At 63.4% G+C, this 16,168-nt stretch carries 16 protein-coding genes, 1 tRNA gene and 1 pseudogene; 12 read left to right on the forward strand and 6 right to left on the reverse strand.

The features are described from left to right. Window positions 1-26 precede the first annotated feature (26 nt). The 4 genes from C444_RS10635 to C444_RS10650 are packed head-to-tail and all read right to left on the reverse strand — an operon-like array spanning window position 27 to window position 3,997. A complete protein-coding gene (locus C444_RS10635; protein WP_004592807.1) occupies window positions 27-782 on the reverse strand; it encodes an ABC transporter ATP-binding protein in 756 nt (251 codons plus the stop codon). Next, window positions 779-1,609 carry an ABC transporter ATP-binding protein gene (locus C444_RS10640; protein ID WP_004592810.1) on the reverse strand — a complete coding sequence of 277 codons (831 nt, stop codon included), beginning with the start codon at window positions 1,607-1,609 and terminating at the stop codon, window positions 779-781. Before C444_RS10640 ends, C444_RS10635 begins: the two co-directional genes overlap by 4 nt. Continuing rightward, a complete protein-coding gene (locus tag C444_RS10645) occupies window positions 1,602-2,885 on the reverse strand; it encodes a branched-chain amino acid ABC transporter permease (RefSeq protein ID WP_004592811.1) in 1,284 nt (427 codons plus the stop codon). The genes C444_RS10640 and C444_RS10645 overlap by 8 nt, the downstream gene beginning before the upstream one ends. After that, entirely contained in the window at window positions 2,882-3,997 is a 1,116-nt protein-coding gene (locus C444_RS10650) for a branched-chain amino acid ABC transporter permease (RefSeq protein ID WP_049909415.1), read from the reverse strand. Before C444_RS10650 ends, C444_RS10645 begins: the two co-directional genes overlap by 4 nt. A gap of 320 nt (window positions 3,998-4,317) precedes the next feature. Here C444_RS10650 and C444_RS10655 point away from each other — a divergent pair, with 320 nt between their 5' ends. The 6 genes from C444_RS10655 to C444_RS10680 all read left to right on the forward strand — a co-directional run bounded on the left by C444_RS10655 (window position 4,318) and on the right by C444_RS10680 (window position 9,293). Beyond that, entirely contained in the window at window positions 4,318-5,532 is a 1,215-nt protein-coding gene (locus C444_RS10655) for a helix-turn-helix transcriptional regulator (RefSeq protein ID WP_004592816.1), read from the forward strand. A 140-nt stretch (window positions 5,533-5,672) separates the two neighbouring features. After that, window positions 5,673-5,747 (forward strand) — tRNA-Glu (locus C444_RS10660). Window positions 5,748-5,827: 80 nt separating this feature from the next. Continuing rightward, complete coding sequence (locus C444_RS10665) at window positions 5,828-6,523, forward strand: competence/damage-inducible protein A (RefSeq protein WP_004592817.1); 696 nt, start codon at window positions 5,828-5,830, stop codon at window positions 6,521-6,523. A 196-nt stretch (window positions 6,524-6,719) separates the two neighbouring features. Beyond that, window positions 6,720-7,790, forward strand: coding sequence for an ATP-NAD kinase family protein (locus tag C444_RS10670; RefSeq protein WP_004592820.1), 1,071 nt, complete (start codon window positions 6,720-6,722; stop codon window positions 7,788-7,790). Window positions 7,791-7,885: 95 nt separating this feature from the next. After that, complete coding sequence (locus tag C444_RS10675; RefSeq protein ID WP_004592822.1) at window positions 7,886-8,920, forward strand: phosphate uptake regulator PhoU; 1,035 nt, start codon at window positions 7,886-7,888, stop codon at window positions 8,918-8,920. A gap of 142 nt (window positions 8,921-9,062) precedes the next feature. Further along, on the forward strand, window positions 9,063-9,293 hold the full coding sequence (locus C444_RS10680) for a HalOD1 output domain-containing protein (protein WP_004592824.1): 231 nt from the start codon (window positions 9,063-9,065) through the stop codon (window positions 9,291-9,293). A gap of 22 nt (window positions 9,294-9,315) precedes the next feature. Here C444_RS10680 and C444_RS10685 read toward each other — a convergent pair. Continuing rightward, window positions 9,316-10,516, reverse strand: a pseudogene (locus tag C444_RS10685) (LEA type 2 family protein). Between the two features lie 87 nt (window positions 10,517-10,603). Here C444_RS10685 and C444_RS10690 point away from each other — a divergent pair. The 5 genes from C444_RS10690 to C444_RS10710 all read left to right on the forward strand — a co-directional run bounded on the left by C444_RS10690 (window position 10,604) and on the right by C444_RS10710 (window position 13,532). Next, window positions 10,604-10,834, forward strand: coding sequence for a DUF7525 family protein (locus C444_RS10690; RefSeq protein ID WP_239641292.1), 231 nt, complete (start codon window positions 10,604-10,606; stop codon window positions 10,832-10,834). Between the two features lie 64 nt (window positions 10,835-10,898). Next, complete coding sequence (locus tag C444_RS10695; RefSeq protein ID WP_004592831.1) at window positions 10,899-11,126, forward strand: DUF7123 family protein; 228 nt, start codon at window positions 10,899-10,901, stop codon at window positions 11,124-11,126. A gap of 67 nt (window positions 11,127-11,193) precedes the next feature. Then, entirely contained in the window at window positions 11,194-11,625 is a 432-nt protein-coding gene (locus C444_RS10700) for an SRPBCC family protein (RefSeq protein ID WP_004592833.1), read from the forward strand. Next, the gene (locus tag C444_RS10705) at window positions 11,622-12,440 is read left to right on the forward strand and encodes a carbon-nitrogen family hydrolase (protein ID WP_004592835.1); all 819 of its coding nucleotides are present in this window, start codon (window positions 11,622-11,624) and stop codon (window positions 12,438-12,440) included. Before C444_RS10700 ends, C444_RS10705 begins: the two co-directional genes overlap by 4 nt. 78 nt (window positions 12,441-12,518) lie before the next feature. Further along, window positions 12,519-13,532, forward strand: a complete 1,014-nt coding sequence (locus tag C444_RS10710) for a DUF4349 domain-containing protein (RefSeq protein WP_004592837.1) — start codon at window positions 12,519-12,521, stop codon at window positions 13,530-13,532. 261 nt (window positions 13,533-13,793) lie between these two features. On the opposite strand, the gene C444_RS10715 is transcribed toward C444_RS10710, so the two are convergent. After that, window positions 13,794-15,911 carry a CDC48 family AAA ATPase gene (locus C444_RS10715; protein WP_004592839.1) on the reverse strand — a complete coding sequence of 706 codons (2,118 nt, stop codon included), beginning with the start codon at window positions 15,909-15,911 and terminating at the stop codon, window positions 13,794-13,796. A gap of 85 nt (window positions 15,912-15,996) precedes the next feature. Between C444_RS10715 and C444_RS22950 the strand changes: the two genes are divergently transcribed. Continuing rightward, window positions 15,997-16,131, forward strand: coding sequence for a DUF7128 family protein (locus C444_RS22950; RefSeq protein ID WP_004517924.1), 135 nt, complete (start codon window positions 15,997-15,999; stop codon window positions 16,129-16,131). Window positions 16,132-16,168 lie beyond the last annotated feature (37 nt).

The raw sequence follows: 16,168 nt of genomic DNA on the forward strand, positions 1-16,168 counted from the left end.
GGGCTGTCAGCGCCGCTTTTTTCGAGTTATCCGCCGAGGAAGTCCTGGCGAACCTGCTCGTCGTTGAGGAGGACCGTCCCTTCGTCCTCGTAGCGGTTCTGACCCTGTACGAGCACGTAACCCCGATCACACCGCCGGAGTGCCTCCTTCGCGTTTTGTTCGACCATCAGAATGGCCGTGCCGTCGTCGTTGATGCGGTCGATCCGATCAAACATATCGTCGACCAGATCCGGGGCGAGGCCGGCGGAGGGTTCGTCGAGCAACAGCAGGTCGGGGTCGAGCATCAGCGCCCGCCCCATGGCGAGCATCTGCTGTTGGCCGCCCGACAGCGTCCCGGCCGACTGGTCGGACCGCTCCCGGAGAATGGGGAACCTGTCGTACACCTCTTCAATCCGGTCTTCCGGCACCTCGTCGAGGATGTACGCGCCCATTTCGAGGTTCTCGCGCACGCTCAGGGAGCCGAACACGTTGCCGGTCTGGGGGACGTAGCTGATCCCCTCGTAGATGATCTCGTCGGGATTGCGCTGGCTGATATCGGTCCCACTGAAGATGACCTCCCCGCCCATGTACGTTGTCAGGCCGAAGACGGACTTCATCACCGTCGACTTGCCGGCTCCGTTCGGGCCGACGATGACGACGTACTCGCCGTCGGCGACGTCCATGTGAACGTCACTGAGGACCTGCAGGTCGCCATAGCCCGCATCGAGGTCCCGGATGGCGAGGAGTCGCTCGGTCGGATCGGGAAGCGAAACGGTCTCGGACTCCGTCGCGCGCTGGCTCATACGTCACCTCCCAGATACGCCTCCAGTACCCGCTCGTCCGATTTGATAGTCTCGGCATCCCCTTCGGCGAGGACACTCCCCTGATGCATGACGATGATGTGTTCACAGTTGTTCATGATGACGTCCATATCGTGTTCGACCAGCAGGAAGGTCAGGCCCTGCTCTCGGCGGAGTTCGTGAATCCGCTCCAGTAGTTTCTCCTCCAGCGTCGGATTGACACCGGCAAGTGGCTCGTCCAGCAGAATCATCTCGGGATCGGTCATCAGGACCCGCGCCATCTCCAGCAGTTTCCGCTGGCCGCCAGAGAGATTGCCGGCGTTCTCGTGGGCGAGATGGTCGATCTCGAAGAACTCCAGCGTCTCCCACGCGCGGTCGCGAACAGCCGTCTCGGCCTCGATAACGTCGCCGCGCAGCCCCGGTGTCACCGACCGGATGACCGACTCGCCGACCTGTCCACCCGGCGCGAGCATCACGTTCTCCAGTACGGTCATCTCGGACAGTTCGCGGGCAATCTGGAACGTTCGGACCAGCCCGCGGTTTGCGAGCGTGTACGGCGGGAGCCCGGTAATGCTCTGGCCGTCGAAGGTGACCCGGCCACCAGTCGGCTCGTGAATCCCTGTGATGCAGTTGAACGTCGTCGACTTGCCGGCCCCGTTCGGCCCGATGAGACCGGTGAGCGACCCCTCTGCCACGGAGAACGTCGCCCCATCGACCGCGACAACGCCGCCGAACTCCTTGCGGAGGCCGTCGACTACGAGAAGCGGAGAGTCGATGGCGTCGCTCGTGACGGCGGTCTCCTGTCGCGCTGTCGCCTCTGGCTCACTCATCTGCCTCACCTCCGGACCCGGACTGCGGTCTGTCAAGGCTCACACTCGTTGCAGGTTCGTTCCGGTGGCCGAGCAGCCCGTCTGGCTGGTTCTGGATGATGTATATCAGCACGACGCCGATGAGGACGAACCGAAGCGTGCTGACATTGCTAATGGTGTATGCGAGTAGCGGGAGCGGGTCCAGTGACCCGAGCCCAGCGACCGCATCGATGATGTTGCCGGGTGCACGAGTACCGCCCAGCGAGACGTTCTCGCCCAGCCGGGCCGGCAGATAGAACAGCAGTCCCGAGAACGTCGCCGCCCCGATGATGCTTCCGGTGTTGGACCCGGAACCGCCGATGATGAGCGCTGCGAACACGTAGAACGTGATCGTCGGTCTGAACTGCTGCGGGCTGATGTAGCCCGCCTGGCCGCGGAACAGGACCCCGGCCAGCCCCATCAGCGCACAGCCGATCATGAACGTCTTGATCTTGAACAGGCGGGTGTCTTTGCCCAGCGACTGGGTCACCGTCTCGTCCTCGCGGATCGCCTTCAGCACGCGACCGAACGGCGAATTCGTGATACGAGCAAGCACCCAGTAGCTCGCAGCCACGACCAGCAGGAGGAGTATCCCGTAGGTGAGATTTGCCAGGTTCGGCCCGGAAACGCCGACACCCTCCATGGCAGCTACGAGCGGCTGGCCAACGCCGTTGATGAACGTCGATGCGACCTGGTTCGCGGACTTGAACGAGATGCCAGTCGCGCCGCCGGTCCCGATCGGTACCCCGAGCAGTGAGACCTCGGCGAGACCGTCCCAGTTGACGATGAGTCGGATGATTTCAGAGAACGCAACTGTCACGATGGCGAGATAGTCGGCCTTCAGCCGGAGCGCCGGCAGCGCCGCGAGCCCGCCGATGATAGCGGCCATCGCCATGCCGCCGATGAGGCCGACCCACAGCGGGAGGCCAAGCCCTGGGACCGCGCCGGCGGCCGGGTCCGTCGGCGCGGTGAGAACCGCTGTCGTGTACGCGCCGACAGCCATGAACCCTGCAATACCGATATTGAATAGCCCGGTGTACCCCCACTGGAGATTCAGCGCCAGCGCGAGGATAGCGTAGCCGCCGATGAGGACAGTCACACTCCCGATGAAGCCAGCGGCGAGGTTCGCCCAGTTCGCCCCGCCGACAGCGATTGCCAGCACGAGCATGACGGCCCAGATACTGGCGATGAAAGCGACGACTAGCCCTACGTCGGGAAGTGCGTCCAGACGGTTTCGAACAGTGTCAACAGCACTCATGCCGTCGACACCCCCCCGAAGATACCGGACGGGCGCAACAACAAGACGACGATGAGCACCAGAAACGCGGAGGCTCGCGTCAGCCCGGATGGCAGCCAGATCAGGGCCAGGCTATCGACCAGCCCGATGAGAATCCCGCCGGCCATCGCCCCGTATATCGAGCCGATACCGCCGACGATGACAGCGGCGAAAATGAGCAGGAGCAGAATCCAACCGAAGTTGAACGATATCGTGCCGCTTTCCAGCACGAGCAGGTAGCCGCCGATGCCCGCCAGGCCACCGCCGAGAATCCACGTGAGCCGGATCACGCGTTCGGTCGGGATCCCGGTCACGCGTGCGAGGTCTTCGTTATCGGCCATCGCCCGCATTGCTTTGCCGAGCTTCGTCCGCTGTAGTAGCAGGTGGACGCCGAGCATCAACAGGACCGACACCACGAGCAGGGTGATTTCGTTGTCGGTGACTGAAATCATCGAGAACAGCGTCACCCGGAGCCCGCCGCTGGCAACCCCACTCGTCTGCGTGCCGAAGATGAACGCGATGAGGTAGCGTAACGCGAGCGCGACACCGATTGACGCAATCAGCAACGAGATGTTGTCCGTATTGCGCATGGGGCGATAGGTGAGGCGGTCGACGAGCAACACGACGGCGACCGACCCGACACCGGCGACGACGAGCCCGAGAAGCACCGGAAAGAACGTCGAAACAGTGCTCAACTGCCGCCCCGAATTGAGCATGAACAGTTCTGAAATCGGGGCTCCAGTCCCGAGGCCGGCGGTGATGTACGCGGCGACCCACCCCAGGAACGCCCCAGCAGTCACCGTGTCCCCGTGTGCGAAGTTGGCGAAGTCGAGGATGCTGTAGGTCATCGACAGACCGATACCGGCGAGTCCGACCGCCAGCCCGACGAGCAGTCCGTCCACCACCATGGAGAGCAATGAGCCCACAGTGAGAGACCCACCCAGTAACTTGGTTCCAAGGAAAAACACGGTTGTCCCAGCGAGCTTTGCAACTAAATCCAGCAAGAGGAAGCCACTTACAGCGGCCACCACTACTGCTCCCGGCCGGTCACCCATCACCACACGGCCGTCGCTTGCGAACTCAGCAATTCCCATAGGTTACCGTTCGTTGGACCCTCCTGTCTAAATAACCCACCGGAAATTCATGCGAAATACCGGTGTAGAAGCCAAGACACCGGTGTCAAAACAAGAATCGCCCCCTCCCATGGTCGCGTGTCGAGCAAGAGACTACTGATACCACGGTACAGACTGGCGAGTGGAGCCACTTCGAACCCAGTGCGGACCGTTGAATTCGGGCGCTCGCACGGCGCGCGGTACCAGTTTCAGTCACCACCGCTTTGAGTCGTACCCGTATCGAGAAATCACCAGACATCGGCCCGGTACGGACTGAGAACAGTGCTATTCACAGCGCTTTTATGCGGTCCATCGATGATATACGACAGATGGTACGCCTGGTCGTCGCCAGTCTCGTGCTGGTTCTCCTGCTGGGGAGCGGTGCCGCGCCGCTGGCGATGTCACAGCCGGCCGACGAGAGCGTCGGCGTCCAGACGCCCGACAGGTTCGACCGGACGACGTTCCAGGTCACGCTGTATCAGAACGGGTCTGCGGAGTGGGCCATCGTCCACAGGACCCCACTCGAGAACGAATCCGAGCAACAGCAGTTCGAGGCGTTCGCCACGGAGTTCGAGCAATCGGAGCAGCCACTGTACCGGAATTTCGTCGAGCAGTCGACGTTACTGACACAGTACGGGGCGAACGTGACTGGCCGGGATATGGCCGCGACGGACTACGAACGGTCGGCGAGCGTCGACCCGCTGCAGAACACTGGAACAGTGAGGATGTCGTTCCGCTGGCATAACTTCGCGGTCGTCGAGGGCAACTCAGTCGTGGTCAGCGACGTGTTCGATGGTGGATTCTATATCGGGTCGAGCCAGTCGTTCGTCTTCGAGCGTGGCCCCGGCCTGGCGTTCGTCGATGTCCAGCCAGAACCCGACTCACAGAGCGCTCCCGATTCGCTCGAAAACAGCGAGAGCGTCACGTGGAATGGCGAGCAGTCGTTCAACGACCGCCGGCCCTACGTGGAACTGCGGCCGCCCGAGACCGGTCAGAGTGCTGGCACTGAGCGAGACACCACAGCGGGCGGTGACACAGCTGGCGAGGCCGCCAGCGGCCCGTCGTGGATGCTCCCGGCCGCTGTCGTCTTCATCGTCATCGTCACCGGCGGTGCGGCCGCGTGGCGGTCCGGCGCACTGGGACAGATGCTGGGGCGTGACGACGACGAACCGCCCGCTGCGTCACCGTCGGCCGCTACGGACACGGAGCAGTCGTCGATGGCTCCGGCGAGCGATACAGCGGCAGACACCGACACACCAGACGAACCGGCAGTCCCCGATGAAGAACTGCTCACCGACAGCGACCGCGTCCGCAAACTGCTGGAGGAGAACGGCGGCCGAATGAAGCAGGTCGACATCGTCGACAGCACCGACTGGTCGAAGTCGAAGGTGAGTATGCTCCTCTCCGACATGGAGGACGACGGCGACATCTCGAAGCTCAGGGTCGGCCGCGAGAACATCATCAGCCTCGCCGGTCAGGAACCCGACGCCGCCGGTTCGCCGTTCGACGACGAGTGATACCGTCGGCTATACGGCTGTCTGGGATTTTGTCACCACGAATAGCTCGTAATAGTTACAGCCAATAGCATGATAAACCAGCACAGGGCGGGGTTGAAACGCAATGATTATACGTATCTCCTCGCTACGAACTTGTGTACGCTCCGTTGGTGTAGTCCGGCCAATCATATCACCCTCTCACGGTGATGACTAGGGTTCAAATCCCTGACGGAGCATTTCTCTCCGATTCGACTGAGACACAGTCACCACGTTCCGTGACCGACAGTATTTGTGTCTCCCAGTCCAATCGAGCGATATGCGCGTCGCGGTAGTCACCGTCGGAGACGAACTGCTCAGTGGCGAGACGGTCAACACGAACGCCGCGTGGCTGGGACAACAGCTCGCAGAGCGTGGCGTCACCGTCGGCCGGACGGCGGTCGTCCCCGACGAGATCGCGGATATCGCCCGCGTGGTCAACGAGTACCACGCGGAGTTCGATGCCGTCATCGTCACCGGCGGTCTTGGGCCGACACACGATGACAAAACCATCGAAGCTGTCGCCGCGGCGTTCGGGCGGGACGTCGTCGAGAGCGAGGACGCCATCGCGTGGCTGGAGGAACACGGCGGCTACACGCGCGACGACCTGACCGACGGGACAGGGGAGGTACCGGAGGGGTCCCGTGTCTTACCCAATCACGAGGGCGTCGCGCCCGGTTGTGTCGTCGAGAGCTGTTACGTCTTGCCGGGCGTGCCAGCGGAGATGAAGCGGATGTTCGAGGAAGTCGCCGACGAGTTCGCTGGCGAGCAACGGTACGTTCGCACTGTTGACGCCGCCGAGCCCGAGAGCGCACTGCTTGACCGGCTCGCGGAGGTACAGGAGCAGTTCCCAGTCAAGGTTGGTAGCTATCCCGGCGACCACGTCACCGTCCGGTTCGAGGGGACGGAGGAGGAGCTAGTCGAGGAGGCGGCAGCGTGGTTCAGCGAGCGCGTCGAGTCACCGACGGTGGAGTGACTACCGGTAGAGATGGTTCAGCCAGAGGAAGGTCAGGAGCAGGCCGCCGAGCGTGATGACCGCGCCGGACGCGTTGATAATCCCTGTCTGGACGCCACTCTGGAGTACGACTGACATAGCTGTGCGTTCTGCGTGGGGTGGCTTGAAAGGCACGCTCCCGGACCGCTTTTGCCGCGGGGTCGCGTAGTGACGGCGAATGCGACGAATCGGTGTTGTGGTCAACCCCATCGCCGGCATGGGCGGCCGCGTCGGCCTCAAGGGCACTGACGGGAAGATCACGGAAGCGCGCCGCCGCGGTGCGGACCAACGCGCACCGGACCGCGCACGGACAGCGCTGGAATCGCTCGCCGAGATCGGGGCGGACGTGGAACTGCTCACGTACGGCGAGCCGATGGGCTCGGGGCTCGCCCGCGAGACAGGGTTCGACCCGACAGTGGTCGGCACCCCGGCGGACCCAGACGAGACGACCAGCGAGGACACCCGGGATGCGGTCCGAGCGTTCGTCGAGGCGGATGTGGACGCGATTCTGTTTGTCGGCGGCGACGGCACGGCTGTCGACGTCGCGACGACCCTCGAAGAACTAGATGCGGATATCCCGATTCTGGGTGTCCCGGCCGGTGTCAAGGTGTACTCCTCCGTATTCGGCGTGTCGCCGCGAGCGGCCGGACGCATCGTCGCCCGCTTCTCAGAGACGGAACGCGCGGAGGTCAACGACATCGACGAGGACGCCTTCAGGGGCGGGGAAGTGGTTACCGAACTCCGGGCCGTCGCGGAGGTCCCCGTCGCCGACCAGCGCCAGTCCGCCAAGCAACTGGGCGGTGGCAGCGTCGAGTCCCTCGCTGAGAGCGTCGCCAACGCCGTCGAACCGGGCGTCACCTACGTCCTCGGCCCCGGGAGCACCGTCGGCGCTATCAAAGACGAACTTGGGTTCGACGGAACGACGCTCGGTGTAGACGTGTGGCGTGACGGCAAGGTACTCGCTCGCGACGCCGCCGAATCAGACATCCTCGACGCCCTCGGCGACCGGAACGTCATCGTCGTCTCGCCAATCGGCGGGCAGGGGTTCGTATTCGGCCGGGGGAACCAGCAGCTTTCGCCGGCGGTCATCCGGCAGTGTGACCTCGAAGTGGTCGCCTCGCGCCGGAAATTGGACGGCATCGGCACGCTCCGCGTCGATACCGGCGACCCGGAGTTAGACGAGGAACTGCGCGGCTGGCTGCGGGTCCGCGTCGGTCAACACGAACGAAGACTTGTCGAAGTCGTCTGACGCACCAGCCCGTCGCAACAAGCCATGATATATTCGGCGCGCCATTTTATCATGTATAGTCAAGATTAAGGTATCTGACGCCCCACAAAGGACATATGGAAACCCGGAAAGTCCAGCGATTGGGACCGTCGACGCTCGCGATGACGTTGCCGGCTGAGTGGGCCAGTGCGCACGATGTCGAAAAAGGCGACGAGGTGTCGCTACGGATGGGCGGCAAAGGCACGCTGACAGTCATGCCCGAGTCCGTCCAGACCGAGGAATCAGAGGCGATCATCCACGCGGAGAATCTCGATGCCGCATCTGTCGAGCGAGCCATCGTCGCCCAGTACGTGCTCGGCCGGCGCGTCATCCACGTCGAAGCCCCGGAGGGCGAGACGCTGGAATCCTCGCACATCAACGCCGTTTACAACGCCGAAACGCAGTTGATGGGCCTCGGCGTCATCGAAGAGACGCCGGACAGAATCGCGATTCGCTGCTCCGTCGACCCGGAGGACTTCACGCTCAACAACCTCCTCGAACGGTTGGAATCCACCGGCTCGACGATGCGCAACGAGGCAGTGAAGTCCCTCGCCCACGGCAACCCCGACCTCGCCCAGCGGGCGCTCAACCGCGAGCGACAGGCCAACAAGATATTCGTCCTCCTCCTGCGGCTCATCTTCACGGCCTACCAGAACCCCAACCTCGCGCGGGCTATCGGCCTCAACGACGGCTTCCCGCTCATCGGCTACCGCTCGATTGCGAAGAACCTCGAACTGACGGCGGACAACGCCGAGGACATCGCTGAAATCGCGCTGGAGACCGACGATCACTCCCTCAACGTCGACAGTTCGACGATGCGCCGCATCCGCGAATTCACCGATCAGGTCAACGACATCACCGAACTGGCGGTGCAGGCAGCCGTCGACCGGAACTACGACACCGCGATTCAGGTCCGAGAGCTGTACAAGGACATCGGCGACAAGGAACACGAAATCCTCGACGATCTGCCGGAGATGGACAACGAGGCGCTGCTGGAAGTGCGTGAAGTGCTCGTCAGCCTCCAGCAGACGGCCGAGTTCGCGGTTCGGAGCGCCGAGATCGCGACGAACCTCGCGCTCAACGAGGAGTCCGAGCACACGACAATCGAGTGAGGTGGCTACCGCGCCTCGCGGTTGCGGCTCGCAACGACAGTCCTGTTTTTGGATTCTCCATCTAATTTAACGGGTTCACTGCCACGACAGGCTGCTGTGAAAAACACCTGTCTCTTTGAGCGGGTATCGTGAACGGTCCAGTATGAAGCGGTCTGTCGATCCACCGACACCTATTCATATCGCCGTCAAAGAGACCGTTGCGGCGCTTGAGGACTGTCACCCGACACAACTCGGGAGCCTTGACATGGTCGTCGACGGCGAGCGACTGGACTCGGTACTGGACGCCCCGCCAGAGGAGTTACCGATACTGTTCCAGTACTGTGGCTACACGGTAACGATCGATGACATGGGGACGCTCTGTGTCGAGAACTGAGGGAGCAGACAAATACTACCGGCTACCCGAGGAGGCCGCCATCGTCTGTCTCGGTTTCAGTCGGCGTGGCCGTCTCCGTCGGCGTGGCCGTTTCAGTCGCGGTTTCCGTTTCTGTCTCTCCACCGTTCAGCAGACTGTCATCCGTCTCCGTGTCCCCTTCGCCCAGTAGTCCGCCGTCTGTTTCGGTTTCCGTGGGTGTCGGCGTCGGGGTTGCAGTCACGCTATCGCCTGTCGAACTATCCGACCCATCGCTGGAGCCGTCAGCAGCCCTCTCGCCGGTCGGGTACTGCGCCTTGTTGCCGAAGATGTCCGTCTCTATCTCTTGTTGGTAGTCGATGGAGTCCAGATCGACTCTGAACTGCTCGCCGCCGCCCTCAAGCACGAGGTAGAAATCGATGTAGAGATCCGTCTGCTGATTTCGCTGGAGATGGGTCACCCACCAGCGGTCAAGGTTCTCGTTCCGAATGGCAGTGTCCGCTTCGAGTGTCGTCTTCTCGCCTGGGCTGAGGACGTAGCCACGATCCGTTTCGCCCTCGCCGACAGTCACGTCGTTCATCCGGATGGTGTAACCGACTTTGGTGATCGTGTAGGGGTACGGCTTGGGGTTGTACACATCAAAGGCGAGGTCAAGCGGCGTCTGTGACTGGGTGAGGTTCTCCTGGTCCCACGTACCGCGAGTCTCGTTGATGTAGAGAACCGGGTCCGAGACGAGCGGCTGGTCGGCCTCGACGGGTCGCGTCTCGGTGGAATTGAACTGGCTGAGGAGGTCCGTCTCGATAGTTCGTTCCTGGCTAAAGGACACTGACCGACCGCCGAGCGTCGAGGACGTGACGGTGGCATCGATACCCACTGTCGTCGTCTCGCCGTTGTCGATGTGGGTGACCCACCACGGCGGGATGCGGTCGTTTTGCATTTCGGTGCTGAATTGCAGCGTCGTGTTTCCGGTGCCGAGGCCAATGCCCTGCCTATCTCCCTGTGCCATCTCCACGCCATTCATCGAGATGGTGTAATTGAGCCCGACGCCACCCAACTGGACGCCGACGGGATTGGGGTTGCTCACAGTCAGAGCCGTCGCCACGGTGGTCGTCTGGTTCGACACGCCCGCGAAGTGGTTGTCCACGGATGCGACGCTGGGTGTTCCAAGAACGCCGAGTGCGACACTCCCCCCCTGCGACAGCGGCGATCACGACGAGCAGCACACCAACTATTTTCAACCGGCCCATAGTTGTACACCCATCTTCTACGGGCCGGTATATGTCCTGTGGCTCCAGCCCGAATGAACTAAGTGGGCAACACCGAAAGCGTCGTACATGAGTTCCAAGGCGTCCAAAAGCGACATGGGGATGGGCCTGGCCCTGCTGTTCGGGCTCGTCTCGGTCGGCGCGGCCGTGGTCACAGCAACTAACAGCTACAACTACGCGATTCTGCACGCACAGGAACTTGAAACGGGCAATCTGCTCGTGACGTCCGGCGGCGCGTTCGGGCTCGCGATGCTGGCCGCGGCCGTGGCCATCGTGGCGATTCACGCCTACGACGCCTGACGTCTGGTATCAACGGAGAGACTGTGAAGGGAACCGTTAAAAACGCTGAGACCTATTCTCTAGTATGGCCGATTACAGCGAGGAAGACCGACGCATTCTCGAATATCTCCGGGACAGCGTCTCGCGCGGGGAGAGCTATTTCCGCGCGAAGAACATCGCTGAGCAGCTCGGCCTCTCGTCGAAGCAAGTGGGCGCGCGGCTCCCACGGCTAGCTGAGGAGGCCGACGAAGTCGAGATCGAGAAATGGGGACGCGCCAGGTCGACGACGTGGCGCGTCACGCCGACGGGATAGCCGCCGCCGGGTTTTGCACACTGTTACAATCGGTGGATTCATCGGCCAGTAGTCCTCAGTACTTTCCATGACTGTCCGGGTCGAACGAACGATGACTGTGCCGGCCACACCGGAACGTGTCTGGGAATTCATCACCGACCCGGATAAACGGGCCCGGCCGATCAGCGTCGTCACTGACTGGGAAGTCATCGACGACACACACGCGAACTGGTCAATCGAGCTCCCGATTCCGGTGGTCAGCCAGACGATGACGGTGAAAACCGAAGATGTCGAGCAGCGCCGCCCGGAGTATGCCCGCTTCATCGGTCGCTCGAAAGTGATGACCGTACAGGGCGAACACGAACTCGAAGAGACGGCCGACGGCGGCACGAAGCTGACGAACCGATTCATCGTCGATGGCAAGCTCCCCGGCGTCGAGCGGTTCTTCAAGCGGAACCTCGACGACGAGATGCAGAACCTCGAACAGGCGCTGCGGGACGACCTCGAAGTCGAAGCATGAGGGTCACGCTCGCTCAGATAGACGTGTCGTCGGACTCGGTGGCCGAGAACGTCGGCCACGCGACAACGGCTGTCGAGGACGCCGCCGCTGAGGGCGCGGACCTCGTCGTGCTCCCGGAACTGTTCAACGTCGGCTACTTCTCGTTCGACCGCTACGCTCGCGAAGCGGAGGCGCTGGACGGTGAGACGCTCAGCCGAATCCGCGACATCGCCGCGGACAACGGCGTGGCTGTACTCGCCGGGAGCATCGTCGAGGATTTAGAGACGAGTGCTGACAGCGGGTTCGACGTGCCCGCGGATGACGGGCTGGCCAACACTGCTGTGTTCTTCGACCGCGACGGGGAGCGACGGGCAGTGTACCGCAAACACCACCTGTTCGGCTACGACTCCGCGGAATCCCAGTTACTGGAGCCAGGTGAAACGGTGCCGACTGTCGACTTCGAGGGATTCACCATCGGAGTCACCACCTGCTATGACCTCCGGTTCCCGGAACTGTACCGCCACCTCGCCGACGAAGGCGTAACACTGACGCTCGTGCCCAGTGCATGGCCGTATCCGCGCGTCGAGCACTGGGAGCTCTTCGGTCGCACTCGCGCCGTCGAGAACCAGCTGTACGTCGCCGCGGCGAACGGCGTCGGGCAGTTCGAGGACGCGGAACTGCTGGGCCGGTCGACGGTGTACGACCCGTGGGGGACGACGCTCGCCAGCGCCGACGACCACCCGGCGCTGGTGACTGCCACCCTCGACCCCGCTCGCGTTGAACAGGTCCGTGAGGAGTTCCCGGCGCTCGCGGACCGTCGGACGGACTGGTCGTAACTGTAGTCGCCGTTTTACAAAAAGCGGTCTTTGAGCGTTCGCCGTCGTTATGGCCCTTTCAGAACGAGTACGTCCCGTATGTCCTCGCGAGTCAGGGTCCTCGCCGTCGTCGCGCTCCTCCTTCTGGCCGGCTGTGCCGGTATGGGCGGGAGCGGCGACGCGGGCGGGGCAGAAGGCGGCGGTGACGGCGCACAGATGGCCGACGGCGGCAACGGCGGGTCGAATCAGCCCGAAGCGGCTGATTCGGGGTCGGCCGCTGGCGATAGCGCAAGCGTTCAGGCCGGGGACGCGACGGCCGACCGGGCCATCATCCGCAACGGACGAATGGTGGTCGAGGTAGAGAACTACTCCACGACAGCCGACGTAATCGCCGCTCGTGCTCGCACGTCCGGCGGATACGTAAGCGACTCCAACCGCGAACTCCATCGCGATGACGGCGAAGCATGGTACACCGGCTATATCGTCGTCAGAGTTCCCAGCGAGGAGTACGAACCGATGCAGTCGATGGTGGCCGAGCAGGGGACGGTCCGCTCCGAGGAGACGACGACGAAAGACGTGACTGACAAGCTCGTCGACCTCGAAGCGCGGCTGACTAACCTCCGGGAGCGCCGCGACCGACTGCGGACCTTCTACGAACAGGCCAACAGCACCGAGGAACTGCTCCGCATCGAGGAGGAGCTGTCGTCGGTCCAGAACGACATCGAGCGCCTCGAAGCACAGAAGCGCTCGCTCGAACAGCGGGTCGCCTATTCGACGCTACGGGTCGAGATCCATGAGCCAGCCCCGGAGCCGTCGGCCCAGCAAGTGCCATACCACGAGCGCTCGCTGGTCTCGGCGTTCCTCTCGTCGGTGACTGACGTGTACGTGTTCACCCGCGGCCTGCTCGTGACCGCCGCGAGTCTCGCACCGTGGCTGGTTGTCCTCGCTGTCCCAGTCGTCGGCGGCCGCCGACTTCTCCGCGGTCGGTCGCTCCCGCTGCTGGGCCGACGTGCCACGTCGGACTCAGCCACAGAAGACAGCGGCGGAGGTAACGAGCCACAGCAGGAATCCACTGACAACCCGGATACGGCGTCGTCCGATGGCGACACGTAGTCGGGCCTGACACCGGGCCTTTTTTGCGTGTGCACTTGCTACGGGTAGCTGCCGGCAAGGCGCTTTTCACGTCGATGCCGGCGCTAACGCCCGTCTCGCTGCTCGGCCACTCGGCGTCGCTCGTCCGCCAAGGCTGTCCGGACAGCCTTTTCACTCCTCTCCCGGAGTCGACCCTTTCGCCTCTCCTCGTCTTTCGGATGCTATCGACGGAGAGTTCCCGCTCAGCGGTAGCACGATCAAGAAACCAAGCGAGCCGCTAAGCTACCGCGACCGCTCCCGCTCTAACGCTTCCCGGAAGTGTTCTGGTGTGATCTCCACCTCGTCGGCGTTCTCGGTGGCTTCTTCAGGTCCGTAGGCGGACGCCACCTCCCGGATGGCCAGCATCGACGCTTCGCGGACGACGGCCTCCAGTTCTGCGCCGGAGAAGCCGTCAGTCTCCTCGGCAAGGTCTCCGATATCGGTGTCATCATCGAGCGGTTTCCCTGCGGTATGGACGGCGATAATCTCCTCGCGGGCTTCGCGGTCGGGGTTTGGGACCTCGACGTGCTGTTCGAGGCGGCCCGGCCGCAACAGCGCGTCGTCGATCATGTCCCGGCGGTTGGTCGCGGCCAGCACGACCAGATTGGGGTTCTCGGTGATGCCGTCCAGTTCGGCGAGCAACTGCGAGACGACGCGCTCAGTGACTTCGTTTCCCTGGCCGCGGTGGCTGGCGATGGCGTCGATCTCGTCGAGGAAGATGATGCTCGGCGCGGTCTGGCGGGCGCGCTCGAACAGTTCCCGCACGGCTTCCTCGCTCTCGCCGACGTAGCGGTCCATGATTTCGGGGCCGGCAACGTGGATGAAGTTCACGTCGCTCTCGCCGGCGACGGCCCGAGCGAGCAGCGTCTTGCCCGTCCCCGGCGGGCCGTACAGCAGGATGCCGCTCGGGGGGTCGGTGTTCGTCGCGGTGAATAGTTCGCCGTACGACAGCGGCCACTCGATGGTCTCAGTCAGCGTCTGCTTGACCTCGGACAGCCCGCCCACGTCGTCGAAGGTCGCCGTCGGCGACTCGGCGACGTACTCTCGCATCGCACTTGGGTCGACGGTCGCGAGCGCGGTCTCGAAGTCGTCCTGATGGACATCACCGTCGTCGCGGTCGGCCCGAAGCGCGGCCATCGCGGCCTCGGTGGTCAGTGAGGCGAGGTCAGCCCCGACGAAGCCGTGGGTCTGTGCGGCGATGCGGTCCAGATCCACGTCCTCGTGTAGTGGCATGTCCCGCGTGTGGACATCCATGATCTCGCGGCGGCCGTGCTCGCCGGGGACGCCGATCTCGATTTCGCGGTCGAAGCGGCCGCCGCGGCGCAGTGCCGGGTCGATGGCGTCGACGCGGTTCGTCGCGCCGATGACAACGACCCGGCCCCGGTCTTCGAGTCCGTCCATCAGCGTGAGCAACTGGGCGACGACGCGGTTCTCCATGTCGGCATCCTCGTCCCGAGAGCCGGCGATGGAGTCGATCTCGTCGACGAAGAGGATGGCCGGCGCGTTCGCCTCGGCTTTCTCGAAGGCCTCGCGGAGCCGCTCCTCGCTCTCGCCCTTGTACTTCGAGACGATTTCGGGGCCGGAGATGGTGTCGAAGTACGCGTCGACCTCGTTTGCGACCGCCCGCGCGATGAGGGTCTTTCCCGTCCCGGGCGGGCCGTGGAGCAACACGCCGCTTGGTGGGTCGATACCCAGACGGCGGAACTCCTCGGGCTCTGAGAGTGGCATCTCTATCATCTCCCGGATACGGTCCAGTTCCTCGTCGAGGCCGCCGATGTCCTCGTAGCTCACTCCGGACTCAGTCTCGGCGGTCGGTGTATGCGTCGTTGTTGCCTCGTCGGACGACGACTGGCTTGCATCGCTGCCACCGTCGAGGCCGGGCAGCACGGTCACCGCCGTCGTGCCGGTGACGCGAACCGGTCCCGAGGGTGAGGTCTTGCGGACGAGGAACGTGCCCAGCCCTTCGATGTGGGTCCGCTCGTCGGCCTGGATAATCTGGTCGACAAGACGCTTCCTGACCAGGCTCTCGTAGTCCTCGCTGCCCGGCATCGGTTCGACCGGCTGGACGGCGATTTCGGTGGCCTCTGAGACCGACCCGCTTGTCACTGTGACCGTGTCGCCGATGTTGACGCCGGCGTTCGCCCGGGTGTCCGAATCGATGCGGACGAATGAGCCGTCATCGTCGGCCGGCCAGACCTTCACGACAGTCATGTCATCCCCGTCGATGATGACGGGCGACCCGCTCAACACGCCCAGCTCAGTCCGTGCGGACTCCGGTAGCCGTGCGATACCGCGCCCGGCGTCGCGCTTGTTCGCACCCTCGACGGTGAGTTCGACACCGGCGTCAGTGGACCCGCTCATGCCGCCTTCTTGCAATCCGACTCCCTTGAGGGTTCCCGTTGTGTCGCGGGAAAATAATATACGGACGGCAATTCGAGTCTCTGATATGGTTGTCCAGACCGAGCGAGACGAGGTCACGTGGTACAAGTGCGAGACCTGTGGCCTGATGTTCGACGACCAGAGCGACGCACGCCAGCACGAGGAGAACTGTGACGACGAAGATCCGTCCTACATCCAGTAACGGTCCTCGCCCCGCAGTCGCGCCTGCCCCACCACAG

Source organism: Haloarcula japonica DSM 6131 (assembly GCF_000336635.1).
Lineage (GTDB): Archaea > Halobacteriota > Halobacteria > Halobacteriales > Haloarculaceae > Haloarcula > Haloarcula japonica.

Coding starts and splice junctions, on each gene's coding strand:
- C444_RS10635 (WP_004592807.1), bottom strand. CDS start 782: ATGAGCCAGCGCGCGACGGAGTCCGAGACCGTTTCGCTTCCCGATCCG.
- C444_RS10640 (WP_004592810.1), bottom strand. CDS start 1,609: ATGAGTGAGCCAGAGGCGACAGCGCGACAGGAGACCGCCGTCACGAGC.
- C444_RS10645 (WP_004592811.1), bottom strand. CDS start 2,885: ATGAGTGCTGTTGACACTGTTCGAAACCGTCTGGACGCACTTCCCGAC.
- C444_RS10650 (WP_049909415.1), bottom strand. CDS start 3,997: ATGGGAATTGCTGAGTTCGCAAGCGACGGCCGTGTGGTGATGGGTGAC.
- C444_RS10655 (WP_004592816.1), top strand. CDS start 4,318: ATGCGGTCCATCGATGATATACGACAGATGGTACGCCTGGTCGTCGCC.
- C444_RS10665 (WP_004592817.1), top strand. CDS start 5,828: ATGCGCGTCGCGGTAGTCACCGTCGGAGACGAACTGCTCAGTGGCGAG.
- C444_RS10670 (WP_004592820.1), top strand. CDS start 6,720: ATGCGACGAATCGGTGTTGTGGTCAACCCCATCGCCGGCATGGGCGGC.
- C444_RS10675 (WP_004592822.1), top strand. CDS start 7,886: ATGGAAACCCGGAAAGTCCAGCGATTGGGACCGTCGACGCTCGCGATG.
- C444_RS10680 (WP_004592824.1), top strand. CDS start 9,063: ATGAAGCGGTCTGTCGATCCACCGACACCTATTCATATCGCCGTCAAA.
- C444_RS10690 (WP_239641292.1), top strand. CDS start 10,604: ATGAGTTCCAAGGCGTCCAAAAGCGACATGGGGATGGGCCTGGCCCTG.
- C444_RS10695 (WP_004592831.1), top strand. CDS start 10,899: ATGGCCGATTACAGCGAGGAAGACCGACGCATTCTCGAATATCTCCGG.
- C444_RS10700 (WP_004592833.1), top strand. CDS start 11,194: ATGACTGTCCGGGTCGAACGAACGATGACTGTGCCGGCCACACCGGAA.
- C444_RS10705 (WP_004592835.1), top strand. CDS start 11,622: ATGAGGGTCACGCTCGCTCAGATAGACGTGTCGTCGGACTCGGTGGCC.
- C444_RS10710 (WP_004592837.1), top strand. CDS start 12,519: ATGTCCTCGCGAGTCAGGGTCCTCGCCGTCGTCGCGCTCCTCCTTCTG.
- C444_RS10715 (WP_004592839.1), bottom strand. CDS start 15,911: ATGAGCGGGTCCACTGACGCCGGTGTCGAACTCACCGTCGAGGGTGCG.
- C444_RS22950 (WP_004517924.1), top strand. CDS start 15,997: ATGGTTGTCCAGACCGAGCGAGACGAGGTCACGTGGTACAAGTGCGAG.